Annotated in this window: 15 protein-coding genes; all 15 read right to left on the reverse strand. The window is 65.7% G+C overall.

The window, feature by feature from the left end; genetic code table 11:
- Positions 1-483, reverse strand: a complete 483-nt coding sequence (locus F2P45_RS24440) for a type II secretion system protein (RefSeq protein ID WP_166880731.1) — start codon at positions 481-483, stop codon at positions 1-3.
- Positions 480-2,369, reverse strand: a complete 1,890-nt coding sequence (locus tag F2P45_RS24445; RefSeq protein WP_229505271.1) for a secretin GspD/PilQ domain-containing protein — start codon at positions 2,367-2,369, stop codon at positions 480-482. The genes F2P45_RS24440 and F2P45_RS24445 overlap by 4 nt, the downstream gene beginning before the upstream one ends.
- 80 nt (positions 2,370-2,449) lie before the next feature.
- Positions 2,450-2,986 (reverse strand): hypothetical protein, encoded by a 537-nt coding sequence (locus F2P45_RS24450; protein WP_166880733.1) that lies wholly within the window; start codon positions 2,984-2,986, stop codon positions 2,450-2,452.
- On the reverse strand, positions 2,983-3,549 hold the full coding sequence (locus tag F2P45_RS24455; RefSeq protein WP_166880735.1) for a hypothetical protein: 567 nt from the start codon (positions 3,547-3,549) through the stop codon (positions 2,983-2,985). The genes F2P45_RS24450 and F2P45_RS24455 overlap by 4 nt, the downstream gene beginning before the upstream one ends.
- Entirely contained in the window at positions 3,546-4,091 is a 546-nt protein-coding gene (locus tag F2P45_RS24460) for a PilN domain-containing protein (protein WP_166880736.1), read from the reverse strand. Before F2P45_RS24460 ends, F2P45_RS24455 begins: the two co-directional genes overlap by 4 nt.
- A complete protein-coding gene (locus tag F2P45_RS24465) occupies positions 4,088-4,900 on the reverse strand; it encodes a hypothetical protein (protein ID WP_166880737.1) in 813 nt (270 codons plus the stop codon). Before F2P45_RS24465 ends, F2P45_RS24460 begins: the two co-directional genes overlap by 4 nt.
- Entirely contained in the window at positions 4,893-6,578 is a 1,686-nt protein-coding gene (locus F2P45_RS24470; protein WP_370663308.1) for a GspE/PulE family protein, read from the reverse strand. The genes F2P45_RS24465 and F2P45_RS24470 overlap by 8 nt, the downstream gene beginning before the upstream one ends.
- Before the next feature lie 8 nt (positions 6,579-6,586).
- Positions 6,587-7,774, reverse strand: a complete 1,188-nt coding sequence (locus F2P45_RS24475) for a type II secretion system F family protein (RefSeq protein ID WP_166880739.1) — start codon at positions 7,772-7,774, stop codon at positions 6,587-6,589.
- Between the two features lie 41 nt (positions 7,775-7,815).
- A complete protein-coding gene (gene gspG, locus F2P45_RS24480; RefSeq protein WP_166880740.1) occupies positions 7,816-8,259 on the reverse strand; it encodes a type II secretion system major pseudopilin GspG in 444 nt (147 codons plus the stop codon).
- A gap of 232 nt (positions 8,260-8,491) precedes the next feature.
- Positions 8,492-9,118, reverse strand: coding sequence for an NF038129 family PEP-CTERM protein (locus tag F2P45_RS24485; RefSeq protein WP_166880741.1), 627 nt, complete (start codon positions 9,116-9,118; stop codon positions 8,492-8,494).
- Positions 9,119-9,128: 10 nt separating this feature from the next.
- Positions 9,129-12,176 (reverse strand): ExeM/NucH family extracellular endonuclease, encoded by a 3,048-nt coding sequence (locus F2P45_RS24490; protein WP_229505272.1) that lies wholly within the window; start codon positions 12,174-12,176, stop codon positions 9,129-9,131.
- Between the two features lie 443 nt (positions 12,177-12,619).
- A complete protein-coding gene (locus tag F2P45_RS24495) occupies positions 12,620-13,642 on the reverse strand; it encodes a TIGR03790 family protein (protein WP_166880742.1) in 1,023 nt (340 codons plus the stop codon).
- Positions 13,643-13,689: 47 nt separating this feature from the next.
- Complete coding sequence (locus tag F2P45_RS24500) at positions 13,690-14,133, reverse strand: hypothetical protein (protein WP_166880743.1); 444 nt, start codon at positions 14,131-14,133, stop codon at positions 13,690-13,692.
- Positions 14,134-14,529: 396 nt separating this feature from the next.
- Entirely contained in the window at positions 14,530-15,957 is a 1,428-nt protein-coding gene (locus F2P45_RS24505) for a mannose-1-phosphate guanylyltransferase/mannose-6-phosphate isomerase (protein WP_166880744.1), read from the reverse strand.
- Positions 15,958-16,028: 71 nt separating this feature from the next.
- The gene (locus F2P45_RS24510; protein WP_166880746.1) at positions 16,029-17,174 is read right to left on the reverse strand and encodes a nucleotidyltransferase family protein; all 1,146 of its coding nucleotides are present in this window, start codon (positions 17,172-17,174) and stop codon (positions 16,029-16,031) included.
- Between the last annotated feature and the right edge of the window lie 21 nt (positions 17,175-17,195).

Raw genomic sequence — 17,195 nt, forward strand, 5'->3', positions numbered from 1 at the left:
TCACCATTTGCGGTACGGTACATCGTTCAGGCCGACCCGGTCCGAGGTCGAATACACATCGTACACGTCCTCGCCTTCGCGCGGGTCAAGGGCCTCGCTGGCGTAGCTGCGCTTGCCCCAGGTCTGGGCCGGATTGACGTCGCCGCTGGCGCTGAAGGGGTCGCGCGGCACGCGGCGCAGGAAGAATATCTTGGCGCGCGTCGGGCTGCGCACATCGGGCACGCCGTCGACCAGCTGTTCGAGCGACTTCGGGTAGCCGTTGCTGTTGAGGGCACGCGCGATGCGGCCTTCGTCGTAGGCGCGCTTGTAGGCGTCGATGCCCTGGCGGATCTCGCGCAGCGAGCGGCGCAGCTCCTGCTCCTGCTGGCGTTGCATCGTCACTTGGGTCACCGGCACCACCAGGGTGCCGAGCAGGGCCAGAATCGCCAGGGTCACCAGCAATTCGATCAGCGTGAAGCCGCGGCCCCGCCCCTGCGCCATCATTGCCGCGGCGCGGGCGTGGTTTCCGGCGCCGGCACCGGGGTGACGGCGGGCGCCGGCGCTTCGGCCGCCGCCGGCGCAGGTGCCGGTGCCGGTGCCGGTGCGGGTGGGCGCGCGCCGGGCGACGGCGGCATGAGCACCGGCGCGCGCGGCGTGGTGTCCGGACGGCGCCGGAAGCTGGTCTCGGTGCCGGCGCTGAACTCGGATGCGCTGGCCGGCGGACGGTGGATGTTGCGGATCAGGTGAGGCGTAATCGACAGCACGATCTCGGTGCGGTCGGCGCCGTCGGCGGTGCGTCCGAACAGGCGCCCCACCACCGGCAGGTTGCCCACGCCGGGAATCTTGGTGCCGCTGCTGCGGTCTTCGTTGTTGATCAGGCCCGCCAGCACCTGGTTCTCGCCATCCTTCAACTGCAGCATGGTCGACGCTTCGCGGTTGCCGATGCGGTAGGCGGTGGTGCCCGAGGCGGTGGTGATGGTGTCGAGCAGGCTGCTCACCGTCAGGCCGACGCGGATGCCGATTTCGTTATTCAGATAGATGGTCGGCTCCACGTTCAGGGTCAGGCCGACGTCCAGATAGGTGATCGATTCCTGCGAAAAGCCGTTCGCCACGCCGCCCGAGGACAAGGTGGTGGTGATGTTCGGGACCTTGTCGCCGATGACGATCTTGGCCTTTTCCTTGTTGCGCACGCGGATGCGCGGATTGGCCAGGGTGTTCGAGTCGCCGTCGGTCTTGCGCGCTGTGATCGTGGTCGACAGCGACGACAGGCCGATGTCGGCGCGTCCCAGCCCGCGCACGGTGTCGAGCGTGAGCGGCCCGCCGCCGGGCGTGGTCAGGGGCGCCAGGGTCAGGGTGGTGGGCCAGGAGACGCCCAGTTCCAGCAGGCGGCTGCGCTTGATCTCCAAAATCTCGACTTCGAGCATGACTTCCGGCTCGGCCACGTCCTGCAGCGCCACCAGCTTGGCGGCCAGCTTGATCGCTTCCGGGTTGTCGCGCACGATCACCAGATTGAGCTTTTCGTCGATGACCACGTCGCGCGACTTGAGGATGGTCTTGAGCGTGTTGGCCACTACCTTGGCGTCGGCGTTCGCCAGGAAGAAGGTTTTCACCGTCATCTCCTGGTATTCCTTGAGCTTGGTGGCCACGTTCTGGTACACCAGCAGGGTATTGCCGTCCATGATTTGATAGTCCAACTGGTTCGACACCATCAAGTAGTAGATGGCCGCTTCGACCGTGCTGTTTTTCAGGAAGATGGAGGTCTTCTGGTCGGTCTTGACGTCCTTGTCGAAAATGAAGTTCAGGTTCGAACGGCGCGCGATCACGTCGAGCACCTGCTTGAGCGGAGCGTCGCGGAACTCGATGCTGATCGGCGTCTTGTAGGCGGCGGCCAGGCCGGTTTCGGCGACCGGCGCGGCGGTGTTTTCGTTTATCTGCAAAAGCAGCCGGCGCGCCGGTTCGTACTGCGGGCGCTCGACCAGGATGGCGGCGGCGCGCGCGCGGGCCGGCTCGTATTCCTTGCGCTCGAAGGCGGCCGTCGCTTCTTCCATGGTTTTGGCGTGGCGCTGGTCCATCTCGATCAGGCGCAGGCCGGCCCTGGCGCGCTCGTTGGCCGGATCGAATCCCAGCACGCGCTGGTAATCCTGCAGCGCCGGGGCGGGCCGGCCGGCGGCCAGCGCGCGCTCGGCCTGGTCGAGCAGGCGCGTGGCGGCGCGGTCGCGCGCGCGCAGGTAGGCGGCGCGGAAGACCGGGTTTTCGGGCTCGGCGTCGATCGCCTGGCGGTACTTGATCAGGCCCGCCTCGACTTCATCCTTCTCGACCAGCGAATTGCCTTCGAGGTAAGCGGCGCGCCCGGCGCAGCCGGACAGCGCCAGCAGCATCAGTGGCACCATCAGCGGAACGGCAGCGGCGCGCGCAAGGCGGCGCCAGGGTGGCAAATTCAGGCAACGTGTGCCAATCCGGTGGCTAGCCATCAGTCGAAGACTCCAATGTTGAGCTGTTGAACCTGGTTCAAAGGCAGATAGGTCAAGGTCAGCGTGGGCGGCGCGATCGCGTCCACCCGGTACACGCCGTCGATCACCATCTTGTTACGTACGATATAGGTCTTGTCGCCGCGCGCGAGGAAGACTTCCCACGCGCCCTCGCCGACCGCCTTGCCGATGTAGACGAAGGGCAGCGGCGGCGCGCTTGGCGGCGGCGGGGGCGGTGGCGGCGCGTTGTCGACCGCCGCCGCCGGCGGCGCCGGGTTCAGGTTCTGGCTGCCGAACACGCCGGCCCCGAAGGCGTCGTCATCGCCGATCAGGGTGTCGCGCGCGGCCAGGCGCAGGATCGCCGGTTCGGCCGGCGCGGCGACAGCATTGGCGACGCTACTGGTGCGGGTCACGACGGCCTTCGGCGCGCTGCGTTCGACCGCTTCGGCCACATCCGGCTCGGGCTTGTTGTCGCCAAAAATGAGCAGGCCGGCGGCCAGCAGCACGGCCGCGCCCATGGCGAGGTGGCGCGGGGTCATTGCGGCGCTCCCGGCACGTCTTGCAGGTAAAAGGTCATGCGCACGCGCGCTTCGAGCACCGGCTCGCCGAGGTTGTCGCGCTTGAAGCTGATTTCGTCGAGCGAGGCGAAGGGAATCGCGCGCAGCGACAGGATGGTGAACTTCCAGATGGCGCCGTAGCTGCCCTTGACCGGCAAGGTCACTTGATAGGTGTGCAGGCGCGCGTTGCGGTCGTAGCCGGCCTTGTAGTCGCCCTGCGAGAGCGACAGGCCGCTCTTGGCGGCGATCCCGAACAGGGTCTTGACCTGCTGCTCGGCGTAGCGCTTTTCGCCCAGGGTGGCGTAGAACAGGGCCAGGTTTTCGTTGGCGATGACCGGCGCCGGCTTGTCGAGCGCCGGCGGCATGCGCGCCAGGCCGAGCGCGACGGCGTGGCGCTGCGCTTGCAGCGCGCCTTGCGGCAGCAGCCAGATGACGGCGGCGCCGCCGGCCAGCAGCAGCACGCAGGCGCCGCAAAAAAACGGCCCCCGAGCGGCCACGGCCAGGCGCGCGCGCAGCGCCATCCTTGCGACGGTCGGCGCGCTCATGGCGCCACCCATTCGGCTTCGAGCTGGAAGCGGATTGGCTTGTTGGGGTCCTGCTCGTTGATTTCGTGGCGGATCAGGGTCACGCCGGCGAACAGTTCCTCGCGTTTGAGCAGTTCGACGTATTCGATCATGGCATCGCTGCTTTTCGCTTCGGCGGTGATTTTCAGGCTGCGTTTGCGCGCGTCCGGTTCCAGCGCCAGCATGCCGATGGCGGGCGGCGTGGCGGCGGCGATGGCGTCGTACAGGGCGCGCCACGGCAGGTTCAGTTGCATGACGGCCGCGTTCACGCCGGCCGCCTGCGCTTCGGAAATGCGCGGGCCTTGCGCCACAGGCGCCACCACCACGGGGGCGCGCGAGCGCAGGCGCGCCGCGTTCAGTTGTTCGGTGTCGGCGCGCTGCTGCGCCACCAGGCGCCAGCCCAGGGTGGCGGCGGCCGCGCACAGGGCCAGCCCGAGCACGGCCACGGCCCAGGTGCCGGGGCCGGCGCGGTGCAGGGTGCGCTGCATGGAGGGCGGCGCAAAATCGATGTGCACACGTTTCATAACCGGCTCCCGGTTGCGGCCAGGCGCGCGCAGTCGGACCAGCCCACGCCCTGCCCTTGCCCCAGCAAATGGCAGCTGAGTGCGGGGTGGGTGGCGCCCTTGCTCCAGGCGGCGGGCGCGTGGCCCGATACGCACAGGCGCGCCGGCACCGAGACATTCAGGCGCAGCGCTTCGCGCGCCACATGCGCGGCCAGCCAGTCAAGATCGGCGTCCTCGGGCAGCGCGGCAGCGCGCACGGCGCGGATCGACCCGTCCTCGATGGCGGCCAGGCTCAAGACGCGCTGCTGCACCAGGCCATACCAGGCGCCGCTCTTGACAGAGCCGCGCCACTGGTTGAACCCGGCGACGAATTGCGGCACCAGTTGCACCAGCGGCGCGCGCTGGGCGGCGCACACCTGTTCGATCAGCGCCAGCAGGTGGCGCGGCAGCGCGGCGACCAGGAACGGCTGCGCCGCATCCCAGCCGGCGGCCAGCTGCCAGGCGCCGGTCGGCTCGCCGAACAAGGTTTGAAAGCGCAGCGCGGCGGCGGCCTCCAGGTCGGCCAGGCGCGCGCTGCCCGCGGGCGGCGCCACCTGCCAGATGCGCACCAGTTCATCGGCCAGCACGATGGTGACGGGCCAGTTGGCGCTGCCGGCGCCTTCGAGCAGCAGGCGCAAGGCGCCGGCGATCGACTCGGGGTGGCTGCCGCCATCGAACGCCAGTTCGGCCACCAGCTCGGGCGAAGCGCTGCCGAAACGGCTGGTTTTGAGGAGCGCGACGGCGCCGGGCGCGATGCCGACCCGCAGCGATTGTCCGAAGCGTCTACGCATGCAGGGTCACCCGCTTGATTTCGGTGAGCGTGGTGGCGCCGCGCTTGACCAGGTCGAGCGCGGCCAGGCGCAGGCTGCGGGTGCCGTTGGCGTGGGCCGCGGCCTTGATCTGGCGGATCGGGCGCTTGTCGACGATCAGTTCACGGATCTCGTCGTTGAGGGTGAGGATTTCGGCGATCGAACGGCGCCCCTTGTAACCGGTGCCGCGGCAATCGCCGCAGCCCTTGCCCTGCATGAAAAGGTAGTCGTGCACGTCGGCGCGTTCCAGGTTGACCGCATCGAGTTCGGCGTCGCTCGGGGTGAATTGTTCCGCGCAGTGCGGGCAGTTCATGCGCACCAGGCGCTGGGCCCAGATGCCGTTGAGCGCCGACACGAAGGCGTAGGGATCGATGCCCATGTGGGTAAAGCGGCCGAACACGTCGAACACATTGTTGGCGTGGACGGTGGTGAGCACCAGGTGGCCGGTCAGGGCCGACTGCACCGCGATTTCGGCGGTTTCGCGGTCGCGGATTTCGCCGACCATGATCTTGTCGGGGTCGTGGCGCAGGATCGAGCGCAAGCCCTTGGCAAAGGTCAGGCCCTTCTTTTCGTTGACCGGAATTTGCAGGATGCCGGGCAGCTGGTATTCGACCGGGTCTTCGATGGTGATGATCTTTTCGCGCCCGTTGTGGATTTCGGTCAGGGCCGCGTACAGGGTCGTGGTCTTGCCCGAACCGGTCGGCCCGGTCACCAGCAGCATGCCGTAGGCTTCCTGCGCCAGCATGCGCAAGGACACCAGCGAGGCCGCGTCGAAGCCCAGCGCCTCCAGGGTGAGCGCGCCGTAGGCTTCGATCATGGCGCGCTTGTCGAGGATCCGGATGACCGCGTCCTCGCCGTGGATGCTCGGCATGATCGAGACGCGCAGGTCGATCTCGCGTCCGCCCGACTCGACCCGGAAGCTGCCGTCCTGCGGCACGCGGCGTTCGGCGATATCGAGTTCGGCCAGCACTTTCAGGCGCGAGATGATGTGCTCGGCCACTTCGATGCCGCCCACCGAGGTGGCGTGATCGAGCACGCCATCGACCCGGTACTTGACGGCCAGGCCGCCGGCGGTGCTCTCCAGATGGATGTCGGATGCGCCGGCCTTGAGCGCGTCGTACAGGGTCGAGTTGACCAGCTTGACAGCCGGGCTGGCGGCCTCGGACACCGAGGCGAACGACAGCACGGCGGCGGTCTTGCCGTCGCGCCGGGCGTCGCCCACGTTGGCCACCAGGGTGTCGACCGCGCGCGCCGATTCTTCCTGCTTGGACAGGTAGGCCTGGATATCGGCTTGCAGCGCCAGGCGCACATTGAGCGGCGCGCCTGGGGTGGCGCGCGCGCGGGTAGCAAGCCAGGTTTGCAGGTCGACGTCGAAGGGGTCGGCGATCACGCCGAGCACCTGGCCGCCGGGCTCGCGCAGCAGCACGCAGTGGCGCGCCAGCGCCTGCGCCAGCGGCAGCAGGTCGAAGGCGGTTGCGCAGCCGAGCATCTCGGCCGTTTCCATCACGCTCAAGCCGAAGGGCTCGGCCAGGGCCTGGACGATCTGGCGCGCATCGAGGCCGCTGGCCGCCTCCAGTTCGGCCACCAGCGAGCGCTGCGTGTGCAGGCTCTGGGCGCGCGCGCGCGCCAGCAGGGCCGGGTCGAGAATGGGAGACGGCACGGCGGAACTCACGACATGTCTCCGGCCAGATCGAAAATCGGCATATACAGCAGCACCACAATGGCGCCGACGACCAGCCCGATGGCGGCCATCAGCAGGGGTTCGAAAGTACGGGTGAAGCGGTCGATCCAGCGGCTGATTTCGCCGTCGTAAAAGGCCGCCGACTGGGTCAGCATCGGCCCCATGTCGCCGGTGCGCTCGCCCACCCGCAGCATGCGCAGCGAGATCGGGGTGGTCAGGCTGTTGGCCTCGAACGCGGTCGAGAGCGGCAGGCCCGACTCGATGCTGGTGCGCGCCGCGCCCAAGGAAGCGCGCATCGAGCTTGATACCATCGCCTGCACGGTGTCGATGGCGTTGACGATGGTGATACCGCCTTCGCTGAGCATGCCGAGCGTGAGGTACAGGCGCGAGAGTTCGTAAATGCGCACCCGTTCGCCGATGCCGGGCAGGCGCGTGACCAGGCGCGCCAGGCCGCCGTTGCGGGTCAGGCGCCGCCACAGCAGCACCAGCGCGCCCGCCAGCACGGCCAGGCCGCCCAGCAGCAGGCCGCTGTGGCCGCTGGCGAACTGGCCCCAGCCGAGCAGCATCTGCGACATCCACGGCAGGTTGCGTCCGGCGCCCTGGTAGACCTCGGCAAAGCGCGGCACCACGTAGGTAATCAGGAACATGCTCACGCCGCCGCCGACTGCCAGCAGGATCACCGGATAAATGGCGGCGCTGACGATCTTGCTGCGCACCACGTCGATGCGCTGCTGGTAATCGATGTAGCGCGCGAGCGAACGCGGCAGGTCGCTGGTGCCTTCGGCGGCGCGCACGATGCCGATGTAGAGCGGCGAAAACAGGTCCGGCTGGTCGGCCAGCACGCTGGAAAAGCGTTTGCCTTCGCGCAAGCCGCCGAGCAGGCGTTCGAGCACGCTGCGGGTCGAGACGCTGGTTTCTTTTTCGAGCAGGGCTTCGAGCGCTTCGACGATGCCCAGGCCCGCCGTCAGCAAGGCCAGCAGTTCCTGGCTGAACAGCACCAGCGACAGACCTGGGCCGCGACCGCGGCGCAGGCCGGCGGCGCGCACCGGTTCGACCGCGCTGACGAACAGCCCGCGTGCTTCGCACTGGCGGCGGGCATCGGCCTCATCCTGGGCGTCGACCACCTGGCTGCTAATGCTCAGGTCAGGCGCGAGGGTACGGACAGCAAACTGCATGAGGCCTTTGCGGGGAAAGGGAAAACTGCGGGGTCAGGAAACTATTGGGACGTGATGTCGGCGTTTTCGCCGGTGCCGCCGGGCTGGCCGTCCTTGCCGGTCGAGACGATTTCGTAGTCGCCCTTGGTGCCTGGCGCGCGGTACTGGTATGGGCGGCCCCACGGATCCTGCGGCACCGCTTTTTTGAGGTAGGGACCATTCCACTTGACGCCGGCGGTGGCGGGCGCGACCAGCAAGGCGGCCATGCCTTCTTCGGTGGTCGGGTAGCGGCCGACGTCGAGGCGGTAGGTGTCGAGCGACTTTTCGAACGCTTCGATCTGGGCCTTGGCGACGGTGACTTCGGACTTGCCGAGCTGGGCGAAATACTTCGGCCCCACGTAAGCGGCGAGCAAGCCGATGATGACGATAACGACGAGTAATTCAAGCAGGGTGAAGCCCGCAGGGCGCGTGCGCCGGGAGTGGTTGATTTTCGTTACTGCAAACATCCGTTCGACTCCTCAATGCTCAATTTGGCGTGCAAGGCTACCATGCCGCCGACGGTTGCGACAACTATTCTTTCATAGCGGGCACGGGGATATTTGACATGCTTTTGAGCAAGGTTTTTCGGGGTGCTGACGGATCGCTTACCGCGTGCCCGGACAAAAAAAAGCACACTTGCCGTTCCCGGCAAATGTGCGATCGATGCAGGCGGGCCCTGCGGCCCGCCTCGAGCGTCGCTTAGCGCGCCGCCTTGCCGCTGCGGCGACGGACGAAGGCAACCAGGCCCAGGCCGGTCATGACCAGCAGCAGGTCCGATGGTTCCGGCACCGAGGTCGGTGGCAGCAGCGGGGTCACCGTCACGATGCGGGTCGGGTTGTCGACATCGACCACGCCTGGCGGAGTCAGCTGGAACTCGACCAGATTACCGTTGCCGCCGTAGTATTCGCCAGTGTCGAGGTCAACCAGCGCCACGCCGAACAGGGCGCCAAAGCTTCCCGCGACGGTCTCGAAGTCGCCACGGAAATGGACATCGAAACCGAAAATACCACCAAGAACGACCGACTGCATCAGATAATTGTCCGCGCCGCTGTTAGCGAAGGTGACCAAGCCAGGAATATCGCCCAGAACACTACCCCCACGGAGAATCTCGTCTTCGAAGGCACCGCTGAAGTTGGTGACATCGGCAAACGCCGAGGTGGCCGCTTGCACGCTGTTGAAGCTGAAATACATGGCCCCGCCATTGCCAACAAATTTGCTGGAGTCAATGGAAACGTGATAACTCGGACCAGCCCATGCCGCAGTGGCGCCCAACGCGAACGTTACGGCGAGCAATGCTTTCGTGATAATTTTTTTGATATCGAACATTCTTCTTCCCTTAGAGTGAACCACTTAAAATTTTCGTGACGAAACCAACGCCTTTACGGGCGGGACTGCTATACACAACGGAAAGGGTGACTTTGGCGCCAACTGGTATTGTACCATTGCTAACAGTCATATATGGCTCAGTTCCCAACATTCCAGTCCGTGTAGCAACAGTTACGCCCGGAGTCAGTGACGAAAATACAACATGGAGCGGTCCGGTGATTGGCGCGTCGCTATTGTTTGTGATAGTCAGGGTGCCGCTGTAGGTATTTTTGAAAATATCCACGCGCAAGCCCGAACCGCTGACGCCGAAACTGGCGGTGACGTCGGCATAGGCCGGCGCCAGGTTCAGCGCCACCACCACCGGATCGTGATCCGAGGAACGGAACGCGTCATTCTTGAACAGGGCCTGGGCGGCGCTGCTCTTGGCGTCGGTGTTGTAGTCGATCACGGTCGGCTCATCCGCATTGGTATGCCATTCGGTGGCGCCGATGACCTGGGCGTCGAGCGAGGTGCTGGCCAGCGCATGGTCGAGGTAGCCGCTCTCGCCGTCGAAGACGTAGGAGTAAGGAATGCCGCCCGGACGCACGAAGCGCTCCAGCTGGTTGACCAGGCCGGCCTGGTTGAGCAGGTGGATCGGATCTTCGAAGCCGTGCGCATTCATGTCGCCGATGACCAGCACGTCCGGGTCGCCCGCGCTTGCCACCACTTGCGGAATGAAATAGCTGGCCAGGCGCTGCGCCTGCAGCACGCGGGTGGCGTTATTGCAGCTCTGGCCATCGCCCAGGTCGGCGTTGGCGCCGGAACCGCAGCCGCCCTTCGACTTGAGGTGGTTGACGATCACCGAAAACTTCGCGCCGTTGGCGGCCTTGAAGGTCTGCGCCATCGGCGGACGGTTGTTGACGGCATCGCCGTCGGACAGCGCGCCGCCGGCCGGGCTGACCTTGGCCGGCTTGTAGATCATCGCCACGCGAATCGCATCGGTGCCGGTGGTGGCCGGCTTGGGCACGTAAGCATAGGTCTCGAAGCCGGTGGCCGCGTTGAGCTGCCTGACCAGGTAGTCGACCGCGATGTCGTCGTTGTTCTGGATTTCCATCAAGCCCACCACATCGGCGTCGATGGCTTTCAGTTCATTGACGATCTTGTCGCGCTGGCGCACGAATTCGACCATGTTGTCGGCGCCACGGCAATTCGATGGACGCGTGGTCGAACCGACCTTGCAGCCCTGCCCCGTGCGGCCCCAGGCGTCGGCGCCGTCGAGGAAGGTGGTGAAGAAGTTGAGCACGTTGGCGCTGGCCACCTTGACGTTGCCAACCGGCAGTTCCGGTGCCGCCAGGCGCGAATTGCTGCGTGTGAACGACGGCGCCATGGTCGGCTGGATCTTGAAGGCTGTGCGGCCGCCCCCGATGGCGCCGAAGTCGACCACGCCGACCAGGTTGCCGACGGTATCGCCGGCGCGCACCGTGCCATCCTGGCCCAGGTAGGGAATGCCCGAGCAGGCCACCACATCCGCGCACGGCGGGGTGGCGGCCGGCGGGGTGATGAACCAGCTGTCGTCGAGCACCAGTTCGTTGCTCGCGTTCGATGCCGCCAGCGCCAGCGCTTCCGGCGTGCCCGGACGGAAACGGTTGGTCGCGGTTTCGCGGCGTCCCACCGACAGGGTCAGCTCGCCACGGTCGCCCAGGTAATTGGTCTGGTTGACGGTCAGGACATTGCTGATATTGACCAGCATTGCCTCGTAACGCGCCAGGTCCGTGCCCGGCACGAAAGTGATGTTGGCGGGCGTGACGCTGTTGCCGCTGCCGAGCACATCGGTGCCGGTGATGTCTTTCATTTCAGTGTAGGTGCGCAGCGCGCCGGTCGGCTTGTACTCGACGATGGTGCCTTTCACGCGCACCAGGTCGCCCACGGCCAGCGTTGGCGCGGTGCTGGTGAAGACGAACAGGCCGTCCGATGTGGCCGGATCGCCGTCGCCGTTGGCATCCTGGATGAAATAGCCGTTCGACACCTTGTGGGTGACCACGCCTTCGGTGCTCACGCTGACATTGGCGAACGGACTGGCCGCGCCGGCGCCCTGGATTTGCGGGATGGTGGCCGCGCCCGAGACGCTGACATTGACCGGGCAAGTCGCTTCCTGGCCGGCATTGTTAGTAAAACGAATCACCAGCGGATAGCTGCCCGAGGCCAGGCTTGCCGCCGCCTGCAGGTTGACGTTGGCGGATGCGCCGTTGGCGGAGGCCGCCGTCAGGCTGCCCAGGCTGATGCCGGGCACGGCGCCGCTGGCGATGACGGCGCCATTGACGATGCTGTCTTCATCCGAGGCGCGCAGCAAGAGCGCGCCCGGCTTGCCCTGTTCGATGGCCAGGCTGGCCGGGCAGACCGGCACGATCGGCTTGGCTTGCGGCACGGTGGCGCCGCAGGTATTGCGGGCCGAGGCGCTGGTGCGCGGGGCCGGCGCGGCGGTGGCGAAGTCGACGCTGTTGTCGTCGGTATCGGCGCAGCCGCCATTGGCGCGGAACAAGGCCAGCGAGGCCGACATGGCCGGTGCGCGCGTGCCTTCGGCGCCGTTGGCGGTGCCGAAGCCGACCAGGTCGGCGATGTTGTCACCGCTCGGGGTGGCGCCGCTGAGGGTCGCGGTATCGCGCACCAGCGCGACTTTGCCGGTGGTTCCCGACATGTTAAACCCGCTTTGCGGCACGATGACCGGGGTTGGCAGTGAAGGCTGGCCCGAGCCGCCGCTCTGCTGCTGGATCAGGACGTACTGGCCCGGCTCGACGGTGAAGGTCGGCAGGGCCGACTTGCCGCTCCAGGCGCCCGTGCTGGTGGCCGAGCCGTACTGGAGGCTCCACCCTTCGGCGGTGACCGGGGCACTGCCGCGGTTGAAGATTTCGATGTAGTCGTTGGTAAAGAAAGTGGTGTTGGCGTTACCACCAGCGCCGTACACCTGGCTGATCACGAGGTCGGGCGAGACCGCCATGGCGGGTGAGGCAAAACCGGCCATCAGTGCGGCCAGCACGGTCAGCCGGCCGGGAACGTGAATGGTTGCTACGGGCTTTTTCATCGAAACTTCCTGAAGGGAGTAGAGTGGAATCGGCATTGTCATGCCGACTACGGACGTTGATGTTCTATGTTAGCAAAAAGTATTCTTCCATAGTAAATTTCATCATAGTTGTGATAAATGACAACATGATGACAGTGCACTGCCGCGCCGGCATGCGGCGCGCCCCGGTGGAAGGACGAGTCGGCCCGTGGACAGCGCACGCCGTCGCGATGAGGCGCGAGCCTGATTAACGCAAGCGCCGGGCCTTGGCATGATGCAGGGCCGCCTCGGTCCCGCGCGGGCGCTGCGCGATCGAGGTACAGCCGCATGCCGGCACAGGAAGCGGCCGGCAGGACCGACAGTGCGCCCAGTCCCATGAACAAGCAGCGCACAGCGCGGCCGGCAAACCGGCTGCATGGAGGCGGCGTACCGATCGCGCGCAGCGGCCCCGTGGCACCAGGCGCTCAGCGTCCATACGGCGCCGCCAGCGGCTCGCCGATGAACAGGCCCTGGGTCGGCCAGGCCACGCTGCGCCAGTACGCTTCGATGGCGGTGCTGCCGTTCAGGTAATGCTTGAGCAGGACGCCGGGATGGGGAAATTTTTGCCAGTGGTTGCAGGGCTCGCTGACGCTGCCATAGCTGGCCGTCGCGCCCGCTTCCAGCCAGCGCAGGCTGCTCATCTGGCTGGTGCCGTACAGGTCGCCGCCGAAGGAGGTCAGGTGGTCGGCCAGCGCGCCCGGCAGAAATTTGACGCTGTCGAGCTTGTCGACCCTCGCGGTGCCGGTCTGGTACACCATGATGTCGCTCACACCGTCGAGTGCGTCGCTATGCAGGGTTTTGGTGCGGATCTTCCTGGCGGCGATCTGTCCGTCGCGCGGAAACAGCTCGGCCCGCGAATTGCGCGCCGCCTGCGAGGTGACCAGATAATACGCGCTGGCGTTCGGCACGCGAAAACCGCTCGCCACGCCACGGTCGATCAGGGCCTTGGCCTGCGCCACCGAGTCGGTCGGCAGCAGCATCGACAGGCGCATGCGGAAGTCGGCCAGCGGCTGGACCGAGCTGGCGTTGAAGTAGGCGCTGGGGCGGCTGGCGGCGCAGGTGTTGCTGCACTGGCCGGCGTCGAAACCCATGCTGTAGGCGGCCGTGATGGCGTTGCACTCGACGGCATAGGGCGCGGTCCAGACCATCAGCACGGCTTCGATGCCGGGCGGAAGCTGGCTGTCGATGCTGTCTTTCAGGGCGCTGAAGCGGGCGGCGTCGAGCCGCTGCGGCTTGCCGGGAATATTCACGTGAATGACGTTGGCGGCCGGAATGCCGCGCGCCTTGCGGTAGTACGCGGCAATGGCCACGCTGTTCGGTTCGGCGGCGTTGACGACCAGCGCCAGCTGGCTGGGCCGCAGACGTGGCGCCGAGGCGCCCTGGGCGCCAGCCTGGCCGATGGCGCCGCCGAGGGCAAGGGTCAGGAACAGTGCTGCGCGCAGGGTCATGGAATCGCCAGGTCGGTTAGGCGGGACCGCTTGCCCCGCAGCGCCGATTATAGCGCCTGGCCGGCCGGCGCCGCGGCCGCGACGGGCTGGGTGGCAATGCACTCGGCTGGCCGGGCCGGGTCGGGCGCGGGATCGCAGGCCGGCTGCGCGGGCGGATTTCCCGCCGGGCCCTGCTCGCGCAGATGCTCGGGACGCTCTAGCGCGCGGCGCCGCACTTCCAGGGAGAAGGCCTGCTCGTAGGGAACCATGCGCAGCTGTTCGGCTTCGCGCTCGGCCGTGCTGACCGCTGGCGCGCTGCGCACGGCAGCGGCGCCCTGCACCGTGCTGGTATTGGTGTACGTGGCCGGGGTGGCCGGAGCTTGCTGGACTGCGGAAGCGGAACTGGTCTGAACGGTGATCGTCTCGGTGCCGATCGGCTCTCCACCCCCGCAAGCGGTCAGTGCAACGAGTCCGGCGCAAAGGATGGCGCGGTTGAATACGTTAAAAAACATACTTCCTCACATCGGATAAATTCGGATAACGGACCGAATTCTATGCGTGGAGAAACAATTCTGCTGGGGAAATTTATTTCAGAATTTAACAAATTGATTTTTTTTATCTCTTTTGTTCGACGTTAGGCGATTTTCGATGAACGTAAGCGGAACATATCTATTAGGAAACATAAAAAATTTTCTGGAAATGTCAATTTTAGGACACGAAAAAAGCCCTAAGTTGTAACTAAGTGTATTTGGCAACATTTTTCGCGGGAGACGGCGTAGAAATCAACACATCACTCTTGTTGCAACGCAGCATTTAACTTGTCTGACGACCAATCCAGGCAACGGCCGGCGCCAATCGGACACAAAAAAGGGGAGCCGCGGCTCCCCTTCCCTTTGCCGTCAACGCGCTTATGCGCGCTGGTAGATATCTTCGAAGCGCACGATGTCGTCTTCACCCAGATAACTGCCGGACTGCACTTCAATGATGTGCAGCGGCACCTTGCCCGGGTTTTCCAGGCGGTGATTCATGCCGATCGGGATGTAGGTCGATTCGTTTTCCGACAACAGGCTCACTTTTTCGCCGCAGGTCACGCGCGCCGTACCACTCACCACCACCCAGTGTTCGGCCCGGTGATGGTGCATCTGCAGCGACAATTTTTCGCCCGGCTTGACGGTAATGCGCTTGACCTGGAAACGCTCGCCCGCGTCGATGCCCTCGTAATACCCCCACGGGCGGTACACCCTGGTGTGATGCAGGTGCTCGGTGCGTTCCTTGGACTTGAGATGGTCGACGATCTGCTTGACGCGCTGCACCTGGTCCTTGTGCGCCACCAGCACCGCGTCCGGCGTTTCCACCACGACCAGGTCGCTCACGCCGACCACCGCCACGATGCGGCTCTCGGCGCGCACCAGCGAATTGCTCACACCATCGAGGTACACATCGCCGCGCTGCACATTGCCCTGCGCGTCCGCGCCGCGGCCCTGCTGGACTTGCCACAGCGCCGACCAGGAACCAACATCGCTCCAGCCGATGTCGGCCGGCACCACCACGGCGTGGCGGGTACGCTCCATCACGGCGTAATCGATCGAATCGGACGGGCAGCTGGAGAACGCCGCTTCGTCCAGGCGGCAGAAATCGAGGTCGCGGTAGCCCAGCCGCACAGCCGCTTCGGCCGCCACCGCAATCGCCGGGGCGAATTCGGCCAGCTCGCGCAGATAGCCTTCGGCGCGGAACAGGAACATGCCGCTGTTCCAGTAATAGCCGCCGTCGGCAACGAAGCCTTCGGCGCTGGCGCGGTCGGGTTTTTCGACGAAACGGTCGACCTGGTAGGCAGCGGCGGAACCGGCCGCCGGCGCGCCGCGGTGGATATAGCCATAGCCGGTCTCGGGCGCCTGCGGCACGATGCCGAAGGTGGCCAGGGCGCCATCGGCCACCAGGGTCGCGGCCTGGGCCACCGCCTCGGCGAACGGCACGTTCTTGTCGATCACGTGGTCGGCCGGCAGTACCAGCATGACCGCGTCCGGATCGATGGCGCGCAGGTAGTTGGCGGCGGCGGCCACCGCCGGGGCGGTGTTGCGGCCGACCGGTTCGAGCAGGATGCCGAGCGGGGTGACACCGATTTCGCGCAGCTGCTCGGCCACCAGGAAGCGGTGCTCGTTGCCGCACACCACCAGCGGCGCCATCAGCTCGGGCCAGCCGGATACGCGCAGGACGGTATCTTGCAGCATGGTCTTGTCGGTTACCAGCGGCAGCAGCTGCTTGGGCAGCACCGCGCGCGACAGGGGCCACAGGCGCGTCCCCGCGCCACCGGACAGGATCACTGGGTAGATTTTCATTGCATCTCTTTCAGGTCGTTTTTATGCTGCTCTTATTATGTGCGCTGCCTCTATGTGCGCTGCCACGATGTTTACTTGACCGCTTCCAGCGGCGCATCGGAGCGCCGGGTGAAGCGGCGGTCGCGCGCGTTGACCCACTCGTCGGACGCGTAGTCCGACACGTGCTTCATTTCGCCGGCCCGGTCCACACTGTAGTCCTTAAAGACGATCATTTCATCTAAAGTTACATCGCGCAAGACCCGTGTGTATTCGAACAACACACTGCGCACCACCTTCGCGCCCGAGCAGATGTGGCTGCCGTGGCCAATCCAGCTCGGCCCGATGATGGTGGCGCCGGCTTCCACGCAGGCGCCCGAGCCGATGTAGACCGGCCCTTCGATGGTGGTGCCTTCCCACTCGATGCGGGTGTTCAGGCCGACCCACAGGCCGTCTTCGACCTGGATGCCGGGCACGTCCATGTGGGCGACTTCGCCCAGCAGCACGTTCTGCAGGGTCTGCCAGTAGTCGGACACGCTGCCGATGTCGATCCAGTTGAAGCCGCGCGTCTGCGCGTAGAACGGCATGCCTTCCTTGGCCAGCAGCGGGAACAGTTCGGAGCCGATATCGAACGGCACACCCGAGGGAATCAGGTCGATCACCTGCGGCTCGAAAATATAGATGCCGGTGCTGATGAAGTTCGACTTGGCTTCAGCCTCGGACGGCTTTTCCTGGAACTCGGTGATGCGGCCATCCTTGTCGGTGACCACCACGCCGTAGCTCGATACCTTATCCCAAGGTACTTCCTTGGTGATGACCGAACACAACGCGCCCTTGCGGCGGTGCTCGAACAGGGCCGACTTGAGGTCCAGATCGATCAGGGCGTCGCCGCACAGCACGATGGTGGTGTCGTCGAAGAAGCCGCCGAATTCCTGGATCTTCTTCATGCCGCCGGCCGAGCCGATCGGCTGCGGCACGACCTCGCCATCATCGTTGGTGTAGCCTTCGAAGGAGTAGCCGATCTGGACCCCGAACTGGTGGCCTTCGCCGAAATACTCTTCGATCTTTTCGTGCAGATAACTGACGTTGACCATGATCTCGGTCACGCCGTACTTGGCCAGGTGCTCCACCAGGTAGGCCATCACGGGTTTGCCCAGGATCGGGATCATCGGCTTGGGCAGATCATAGGTCAGGGGGCGCACACGGGTGCCTTTACCAGCGGCCAGGATCATCGCTTTCATGGGAATTCTTTCGTTAAATTG

The organism is Massilia mucilaginosa (assembly GCF_011682145.1).
GTDB classification, from domain to species: domain Bacteria; phylum Pseudomonadota; class Gammaproteobacteria; order Burkholderiales; family Burkholderiaceae_D; genus Telluria_A; species Telluria_A mucilaginosa.